Raw genomic sequence first — 9,085 nt, forward strand, 5'->3', positions numbered from 1 at the left:
CTGTTGAGTTCTCAAGGTGCGGACGCTTCCTTTGTACTTACCCTCTCGGGCTTTCCTCCGGGCGCTTCCTTCGTTTCCGACTCTATCAGATCTTTTCGATCCGATTTCCTCGGTGCTTTCCGGTCCCGGTCACTTTCGCTTCCGTTCCCTTCCGGCTTTTCCGACTTTATCAGAATCATTTCCGCCGACCTAATCGGCGGCTTCTTGATTCGGATAAGGAATCGGGGCGGCTCCGAAGTGGAGCGAGGAAGAGTCTAGATGATCAACCGGGAGTTTATCCAACTTCCCGGGCAACCGTTTGAATCTACCTCCCCGCTCCGACCGTGTCAACGGTTTTTGCGGGCAAGGGAGAGACTAGCAGGTCAGCAGCGGGGTCCGCACATCAAGCGGCCGTAGGGAGTACGGCGGGGCGGTCCGCCTCCTCGACATCGCCCGTGTCGCCGGCGCGGGCCGCGCGGCCGCCGAGCACGTAGACGTACACGAGGAACGCCAGCTCGGCGGTGACGCCGATGCCGATCCGGGCCCAGGTCGGCAGGCCGGACGGGGTCACGAAGCCCTCGATCAGGCCGGAGACGAAGAGAACCAGGGCGAGGCCGATCGCCATGCCGATCGCGGCGCGGCCCTGCTCGGCGAGGGCGGCGCGGCGGGTGGTGGGGCCCGGGTCGACGAGGGTCCAGCCGAGGCGGAGGCCCGTACCCGCGGCGACGAAGACGGCGGTCAGTTCGAGCAGGCCGTGCGGAAGGATCAGGCCGAGGAACACGTCGAGCCGGCCGGCGGACGCCATGAGACCGAGGCCGAGACCGAGGTTCAGCATGTTGGCGAACAGGATCAGCAGGACCGGGACGCCGAGGAACGCGCCGAGGACCAGGCAGACGGCGGCGGCCTGGGCGTTGTTCGTCCAGACCTGGGCGGAGAAGGACGCCGCCGGGTGGCTGGAGTAGTAGGTCTCGTACTCGCCGCCGGGGCGGGTCATCTCGCGGAGGTCGGCCGGGGCGCCCAGTGCCGACTGGACCTCGGGGTGGGCGGCGACCCACCAGCCGATCAGCGCGCCGACCAGGACGGAGAGGACCGCGGTCGGTATCCACCAGTGCCGCGCGCGATAGACGGCGGCGGGGAAGCCGGTCGTGAAGAAGGCGGCCGCGTCGCGCCAGGAGGCGCGGCGGGTGCCGGTGACCGTGGCGCGGGCGCGCGCGACGAGCTGGGTGAGCCGCGCCGTGAGCATCGGGTCCGGGGCGCTGGACTGGATCAGGGAGAGATGGGTGGCCGTGCGCTGGTAGAGGGCGACGAGCTCGTCGGCCTCGGCGCCGGTGAGCCGCCGGCCCCGGCCCAGCAGCTGGTCGAGACGGTCCCACTCGGCGCGGTGGGCGGTGACGAAGACGTCGAGATCCATGGTCGGCTGCTGCTCCAGGCACTGGTGCGTACGGTCCGTACTACTACTGCGGCGCGCTGCGGGTCAGCTTGGCAGACTGGCGTTCGGACGGGGACGGGCAGGGCGCGGAGGGGTGGGGCAGTGAGCGGAGTGGTGACGGGGGACGCGGTCGTCCTCGGATTGCAGCCGGCGCGGCTGCCGAGCCGGGCGCTGGCGCTGGTGATCGACCTGGTCGTGATCTGGGCCGTCTACATGGGGATCACCTTCGGGCTGCTGATGCTCACCGTGTCGCTGGACGAGGCCGCGCTCGCCGCGGTGAGCGTCGCGGCGTTCGTGCTGGTCCTGGTCGGGGGGCCGATCGCGGTGGAGACGCTGACGCACGGGCGCTCGCTGGGGAAGCTGGCGTGCGGGCTTCGGGTGGTGCGGGACGACGGCGGGCCGATCCGGTTCCGGCACGCGCTGGTGCGCGGGGCGATGGGGGTGGTCGAGATCCTCATGACGTTCGGGGTGGTCGCCGTCATCGCGTCGCTGGTGTCGGAGCGGGGGCGGCGGCTCGGGGACGTGTTCGCCGGGACGCTGGTGGTCCGGGAGCGGGTGGCCTCCTCGGCGGGCATGGTGCTGCCGCCCGCGCCGCCGTGGCTGGCGGGGCGGTTCGCCGGGCTCGATCTGTCGGCCGTACCGGACGGGCTGTGGCTGGAGATACGGCAGTACCTGACGCGGATGCGGCAGCTGGACCCCGCGATCGGGCAGCGGATGGCGGAACGGCTCGCGAACGAGCTGGTGGCGCGGACCGGGGCGCTTCCGCCGCCGGGGGTGCCGGCCACCGCGTATCTGGCCGGGGTCGTGGCCGAGCGGCAGGCGCGGGAGGCCCGGCGGGCGTTCGCCGCGCCGGTCGGCGCACCGGTCGCCGGGGGTGTTCCGGGCGCGGTCCCGGGTGCGGGCATGGGTATGGGGGTGTCGGTGGGCGTCGCGCCCCAGGTGTCGGCTCCGGTTGTCGTACCGGACGCGCCCGCCGATCCCCGGCCGCCCGCGACCGGGTTCGCGCCGCCGGCCTGAGCGGGACGGGGCAGGAGGGGGCCGGCGGGTCAGAACGTGTTCGGGTTCGGCGGGGTGTCGAGCTCTTCGAGTTCGATGCCGGGCGCCGAAAGGACCACGTCACCGGCGATGTGGACGCTGTGCCGCTCCCCTGTGTCCAGGTCGTCGACCCGGTACTCGTCCACGGTCAGCGGGCCGTTGTCAGTGGGGTGCGCTTCACTCTTCACCAGCGACCAGGACTGATCGGTCGTCAGGGGGGCCAGTGACGGGCCCGTGAAGGCGACGAGCCGGACGCGGGCCCCGGGGGAATCGGGGGTGAGGCCGAGGAGACGCGAGAGCGCGACGAGGAATGCCGGGGACGTGCCCGTGAAGGCGTGGGCGCGGACCGTGCCTTCGGTGGCATGGGCTCCGGTGGGGTCGGTACGGACCCAGGTGACGCCGTCGAGGGCGGCGCCGCGGACTTGCCAGTGCGCGGTGCGCAGTTCGAGGCGGATGGGGCGGCCCCGGTCGTCGACGGCCAGGTCGACGGAGCCGGTGGGATCGCCCGAGGGGGTGGTGGTCCGTGCCACGTAGCGCCAGCCGGAGGGGCCGGGCGCGCAGGAGAAGTGCTCTTCGCCGAGGGGGGTGTGATCGTGCGGATCATGGAGCGAATAGCGGCCGCGGGGCATGGGTCCTCGGGGTGCTTCCTGGAGCGGTGATCGGCTGGGCGGGGCTGCCCGGGGTGGGGGCTGCCCGGGCGGGTGATCGCTTGGGCGGGGCTGCCCGGGCGGTGGTCGCCTGAGCGGTCGTCGCCCGCGGCGGTGGGCCGCTGGGACGCGGAGACGGGACAGGCCCCCGGCACGGGGGTGCGGGGGCCTGCTCGTTACCGCTGGGGGGGGTCCGGGGCGGGCGGGTGGTCGGTCACCCGCCCGTCGTCGGACCGATCCGGATTGGATCGGATCGGCCCGGGCCGGTTCCGGCAGAACCGGTTCGGGCCGGGCCGGGTCGGATCAGTAGCGGTAGTGGTCCGGCTTGTACGGGCCCTCGACCGGAACGCCGATGTACGCGGCCTGCTCCGGGCGCAGCGTCGTGAGCTTGACGCCCAGCGCGTCGAGGTGGAGGCGGGCGACCTTCTCGTCCAGGTGCTTCGGCAGCGTGTAGACGCCGATCGGGTACTCGGACGTCTTGGCGAACAGCTCGATCTGGGCCAGGGTCTGGTCCGCGAAGGAGTTGGACATGACGAACGACGGGTGACCGGTGGCGTTGCCCAGGTTCAGCAGACGGCCCTCGGACAGCAGGATGACGACCTTGCCGTCCGTGAAGGTCCAGGTGTGGACCTGCGGCTTGACCTCGTCCTTCACGATGCCCGGGATCTGCGCCAGACCGGCCATGTCGATCTCGTTGTCGAAGTGGCCGATGTTGCCGACGATCGCCTGGTGCTTCATCCGGGCGATGTCGGACGCCATGATGATGTCCTTGTTGCCCGTGGTGGTGATGAAGATGTCCGCAGTCTCGACGACATCGTCCAGCGTGGCGACCTGGTAGCCGTCCATCGCCGCCTGGAGCGCGCAGATCGGGTCGATCTCGGTGACGATGACGCGGGCGCCCTGACCACGGAGGGACTCGGCGCAGCCCTTGCCGACGTCGCCGTAGCCGCAGACGACGGCGGTCTTGCCGCCGATGAGGACGTCGGTGGCGCGGTTGATGCCGTCGATGAGGGAGTGGCGGCAGCCGTACTTGTTGTCGAACTTCGACTTCGTCACGGCGTCGTTCACGTTGATCGCCGGGAACAGCAGGGAGCCGTCGCGCTGCATCTCGTACAGACGGTGGACACCGGTGGTGGTCTCCTCCGTCACGCCGCGGATCTCGGACGCCAGCTGGGTCCACTTCTGCGGGTTCTCGGAGAGGGTGCGGTTCAGGAGACGGAGGATGTAGCCGTACTCCTCGCTGTCCGCGGTGGCCGGGTCCGGGGCGGCACCGGCCTTCTCGAACTCGACGCCCTTGTGGACGAGGAGGGTGGCGTCACCACCGTCGTCGAGGATCATGTTCGGGCCGCCGGTGGGCGTGTTCGGCCAGGTCAGCGCCTGCTCCGTGCACCACCAGTACTCCTCCAGGGTCTCGCCCTTCCAGGCGAAGACCGGGACGCCCTGCGGGTTCTCCGGGGTGCCGTTCGGGCCGACGGCGATGGCCGCGGCGGCGTGGTCCTGGGTGGAGAAGATGTTGCAGGAGGCCCAGCGGACCTCGGCGCCGAGGGCGACCAGGGTCTCGATGAGGACGGCGGTCTGCACGGTCATGTGCAGCGAGCCGGTGATGCGGGCGCCGGCCAGCGGCTGCTGCTCGGCGTACTCCTTGCGGATCGACATCAGGCCGGGCATCTCGTGCTCGGCGAGCGTGATCTCCTTGCGGCCGAAAACGGCCAGGGACAGGTCGGCGACCTTGTAGTCCTGCGTGGCGACGGTCGTCATGACGGGGGCTGCTCCTCGTGGCATCGGTTGCGAGGGTCGATGGGGCGGCTCAACCGCGGCGGTGAGCGACGCGGGCATACGAATGCCCGGGAACTCGCGCGGTGCAGTCGTCGGAGGCCCTCTCTCCCTCGGCCGGTCCGCTCGTTTCGCGGACCGCCCGACCGCCATCAGCAGCGACGTCTGGCTCGTCACGAATCTACACCGATCGGCCCAGCGGACCACAGTCCGCCTGCTCGGGGGCGGGTTGGATCCCGCCACCCCGGTCGGGCGGTCGGGGAACGAGCGGTCGGGGGCCGGCGGGCGGTCGGGGCCGGAAAACGGCGGTGGCCCCGGACCGGTGAGGTCCGGGGCCACCGCCGTGTCTCCGACGTGGGCTCCGCGCGCTACGCGGTCGTCTTGCCCGCGCCCTTGTCGCTGTCCTTGTCGCTGTCCTTGGCGTTGCCCTTGGCGTTGCCCTTGCCGCTGCCCGCGTCCTTGGTCCGGTAGATGTCCGGCTCCAGGTAGATGACCCGGGCGATCGGCACGGCGGCGCGGATCCGGGCCTCCGCGTCGTCGATCGCGCGGGCGACCTCGGCGGCGGTGTCGTCGTGCTCGACCGCGATCTTGGCGGCGACCAGCAGCTCCTCGGGGCCGAGGTGCAGCGTGCGCATGTGGATGAGGCGGGTGACGGACGTACCGTCGACGATCGCGTCCTCGATCTTCTTCACCTCGTCGACGCCGGCGGCCTCGCCGAGCAGCAGCGACTTCGTCTCGGCGGCGAGCACCAGCGCGATGGCGATGAGCAGGAGGCCGATGCAGAGGGTGCCGATGCCGTCCCAGACGCCGTCGCCGGTGAGGACGGCGAGGCCGACGCCGCCGAGGGCGAGGACGAGACCGATGAGCGCGCCGAAGTCCTCCAGGAGCACGACCGGCAGCTCGGGGGCCTTGGCGCGGCGGACGAACTGCCGCCAGCTCAGGCTGCCGCGCAGCTCGTTCGACTCCTTGATCGCGGTACGGAAGGAGAAGCCCTCCGCGGCGACCGCGAAGACGAGGACGGCGACGGGCCAGTACCAGGACTCCAGCGCGTGCGGGTGGGTGATCTTCTCGTAGCCCTCGTAGACGGCGAACATGCCACCGACCGAGAACAGCACGATGGAGACGAGGAAGGCGTAGATGTAGCGCTCGCGGCCGTAGCCGAAGGGGTGCTGCGGGGTGGCCGCGCGCTGGGCGCGCTTGCCGCCGAGGAGGAGCAGTCCCTGGTTGCCGGAGTCGGCGAGGGAGTGGACGCTCTCGGCGAGCATCGACGACGAACCGCTGAACAGGAACGCCACGAACTTGGCTACGGCGATCGCGAGATTGGCGCCGAGCGCCGCCACGATCGCCTTGGTTCCGCCTGACGCGCTCATGGGTCTGCGTGTTCCCTTCGTCGATGCTCCGACCGCCCCGGCGGCGCTGATGCTGATGCTGTTGCCGCCGCGACGTGCCTGGTTCGGCCGGTCATTCTCGCATCAGGCGGCGACGGTGGCACGAAAAACTGTTCCCGCCCCATGCATCTCGGCCGTCTCACCCGCCGGCACGAAGACGGACTCGCCCTGAGCGAGGGTCAGGTCGTCACCGCCCGTGGCGCGGCCGTCCGTTGCCCCGCCGCGCAGCCGGAGGGAGCCGCCCGGGGCGTCGACGGCGAGCAGGATCTGCGGCGTCGGGGCGGTGAGCAGGGTCGGGGCGGCGCCCTCGGCCCGTACGAACCGGGACAGCCGGAACTCGTCGATCGGGGTGTCGTACACCTCCTCGCCCGAGGCCGACGCCTCCGGGCGCAGGATGCCCGGCTCGCCGGGCTCGAAGCGCACGACCCGCAGCAGTTCGGGGACGTCGACGTGCTTGGGCGTCAGTCCGCAGCGCAGGACGTTGTCGGAGTTGGCCATGATCTCGACGCCGAGGCCGTCGATGTAGGCGTGCGGGACACCCGCGCCGAGGTAGAGGGCCTCGCCGGGCTGGAGCGTGACCGGGTTGAGGAGCATGGCGGCGAGCACGCCGGGGTCGGTCGGGAAGTGGTGGGCGATCCGGGCGTACGTGGTGTGGGGGCCGCCCAGGCGGGCCGCGGCGTGCGCGGCCTCGGCGACGGTGTGCGCCAGTTCGTCGTGGTCGGCGCTGAGGATCGCGGTCAGGACCTCGCGGAGGGCGGCCTCCTCGGGGTGGGCGCTCAGCAGGTCGACGTACGGCTTGAGGGAGTCGACCTCCAGCGCGGCCATGGTGGCGGCGGCCTCGGCCGGGTCGCGGAAGCCGCACAGGCCGTGGAACGGGGTGAGGGCGCAGATGAGTTCCGGCTTGTGGTGCGGGTCCTTGTAGTTGCGCCGCGGGTCGTCGAACGGGATGCCCGCGGCCTCCTCGGCCGCGTATCCGGCGCGCGCCTGGTCGAGGTCGGGGTGGACCTGGAGGGAGAGCGGGGCCCCGGCGGCGAGGACCTTGAAGAGGAAGGGGAGCCTCGGGCCGAAGTGCGCGACGGTCGCGCGGCCGAGTTCGCGGGCGGGGTCGGCGGCGATGAGCTCGTCGAGCGCGCCTCGGCCGGTGCGGGACGGGGCGCCGGGGTGGGCACCCATCCACATCTCGGCCTGGGGCGCGCCGGTGGGGGCGACGCCGAGCAGTTCCGGGATGGCCGTCGTGGAGCCCCAGGCGTAGGGGCGGACGGTGTTGACGAGGCGGTCCATGGTGCTTCCAGCTCTTCTCAGTGCGGTGGGTGCCGGTGGTGCCGGGCGCCTGGTGCCGCGGGCCCGGTGGCGGGTGCGGCGCGCGCGGAGGAAGGGGGTGGGGGAGGTACGGGAGGGCAGGAGATACGGGAGATACGGGTGGGGCGAGTGGGGCGGGTGGGGTTGTCGGGGCGTACCAAGGGACGCCGGGTGGGGCGGGCGGGTTGTCGTGGGTGGCGGCGGGCGACGGGGCGGTACGGGGAGGGGGCGTGGTCTCTTCCGTACGTGCCGGGTATCGGTTGTCGGGCGCCGGGTTCCGGTTGTCGGGTCCGGGGCCGGGGCCGGGGCCGGGGGCCGGGGGTGTGGCTCGGTCCGGGCTCGGGCTTGGTCTCCGGGCTCCGGTTGTCGGGTCCGGGGCCGGGCTCGGGTTACGGGCTCGGGCGGTGCCGCGTCCGGCGCCGCCCGGGGCGTCAGCCGGTGGTGGCGGTGAGGCCCGCCGACGCGAGCGAGAGGTACACGGCGGCGAAGTCGGTCACGGCGAGCAGTTCGGCGAGGTTCTCCAGCGCGCTGCCCTCCTCCGGTTCGAGTTCGCTGATGGCCGTCTCGTGGCCGAGCGCGAGCTCGCGGGCCGCGGGCGCGGCGCTGAGCGCGTTGCCCTCGGCGGGCCGGTCCCGGAGGAGGACCACCCGGGCGCGCAGCGCCTGGGGTTCCTCGACCCGGTCGCGGAAGAAGTCGTCGGGGTCGGCGCCGGCCGCGTAGTCGCCGGCCAGCAGCATGCCGTGGGCGGGCAGGGCCTCGGGCAGTTCGCCGGCGAGCGCGGGCAGCCCGGCCAGTTCGGAGAGGACGGCGGCGAAGCGGCGGCCGACCGGTCCTGCGGCCTCGCCCTCGGTCCAGACGAGAGGCAGCGAGTCGGCCAGTTCGGCGGCGAGGGTCTTGGCCGGGTTGCTGTACGTGGCGATGGCCGGGCCGCAGCGTTCCGCCGTACGGTCCAGCCGGTCCGCGACCTGTTCCAGGGCCTCCGGCGGCGCCTCGACCAGGCCGACCCGGTCGAGCAACGCGAGCAGCGGCGTGAACAGCGCCCACAGCGCGACCGGTCCGGCGCCCGGTGTCCCGGCGGACTCCTCGGCCGTCTCGTGCGGGGCCATCGCCAGCGGGACGAACAGCCCGCGCGAGCCGTTCACCGAGTCGGCGAGCGGGGACGCGGCAGGTGCGACGGCGACGACCGTGAGGCCGCGCCGGTACGCCTGCTCGACGAGGAGCGCGAGGCCGGGTTCCGAGCCGTCGGTCGTCGGGACGAGCAGCAGGTCCATCGAGCCGGCCCAGCCGGGCAGCGCCCAGCGGAGCGCGCCGGCGGCGTGGGCGACCCCGGTGGGCTGGAGCCGGATCACCGGGGCGGCCGCGCCGGCGAGGGCGCCGATCAGGTCGGCGACGCCCGCGGCGGCGACGCCGGGGCCCGCGACGAGGACGGTGCGCGGGCGGCCCTCCGGACGGAGTTCGGCGGCGAACTGCACGCCTGAGACCCGAACAGACCCGAGCACGCCCGACCAGCCGGCCAACCACCCACCCGGCCGACC

7 protein-coding genes are annotated in these 9,085 nt (G+C 72.6%); 1 reads left to right on the forward strand and 6 read right to left on the reverse strand.

Features of this window, described 5'->3' with window-relative positions:
• Positions 1-382: 382 nt before the first annotated feature.
• Positions 383-1,390, reverse strand: coding sequence for a stage II sporulation protein M (locus tag ABZ990_RS30925; protein ID WP_361238863.1), 1,008 nt, complete (start codon positions 1,388-1,390; stop codon positions 383-385).
• Between the two features lie 120 nt (positions 1,391-1,510).
• On the opposite strand from ABZ990_RS30925, the gene ABZ990_RS30930 reads away from it, so the two are divergent.
• Entirely contained in the window at positions 1,511-2,425 is a 915-nt protein-coding gene (locus ABZ990_RS30930; RefSeq protein WP_361238865.1) for an RDD family protein, read from the forward strand.
• Positions 2,426-2,454: 29 nt separating this feature from the next.
• Here the strand turns inward: ABZ990_RS30930 and ABZ990_RS30935 are convergent, their stop codons facing one another.
• The 5 genes from ABZ990_RS30935 to ABZ990_RS30955 form a co-directional block, all read right to left on the reverse strand.
• The gene (locus tag ABZ990_RS30935) at positions 2,455-3,072 is read right to left on the reverse strand and encodes a hypothetical protein (protein ID WP_361238868.1); all 618 of its coding nucleotides are present in this window, start codon (positions 3,070-3,072) and stop codon (positions 2,455-2,457) included.
• Between the two features lie 321 nt (positions 3,073-3,393).
• On the reverse strand, positions 3,394-4,848 hold the full coding sequence (gene ahcY / locus ABZ990_RS30940) for an adenosylhomocysteinase (RefSeq protein WP_361238870.1): 1,455 nt from the start codon (positions 4,846-4,848) through the stop codon (positions 3,394-3,396).
• A 383-nt stretch (positions 4,849-5,231) separates the two neighbouring features.
• The gene (locus ABZ990_RS30945) at positions 5,232-6,233 is read right to left on the reverse strand and encodes a cation diffusion facilitator family transporter (protein ID WP_361238873.1); all 1,002 of its coding nucleotides are present in this window, start codon (positions 6,231-6,233) and stop codon (positions 5,232-5,234) included.
• Positions 6,234-6,335: 102 nt separating this feature from the next.
• Complete coding sequence (manA, locus tag ABZ990_RS30950) at positions 6,336-7,532, reverse strand: mannose-6-phosphate isomerase, class I (protein ID WP_361238876.1); 1,197 nt, start codon at positions 7,530-7,532, stop codon at positions 6,336-6,338.
• A gap of 449 nt (positions 7,533-7,981) precedes the next feature.
• A partial coding sequence (locus ABZ990_RS30955) for an SIS domain-containing protein (protein ID WP_361238879.1) occupies positions 7,982-9,085 on the reverse strand: 1,104 nt, incomplete at its 5' end.

It is taken from the genome of Streptomyces sp. NPDC046203 (genome assembly GCF_040646255.1).
Lineage (GTDB): Bacteria > Actinomycetota > Actinomycetes > Streptomycetales > Streptomycetaceae > Streptomyces.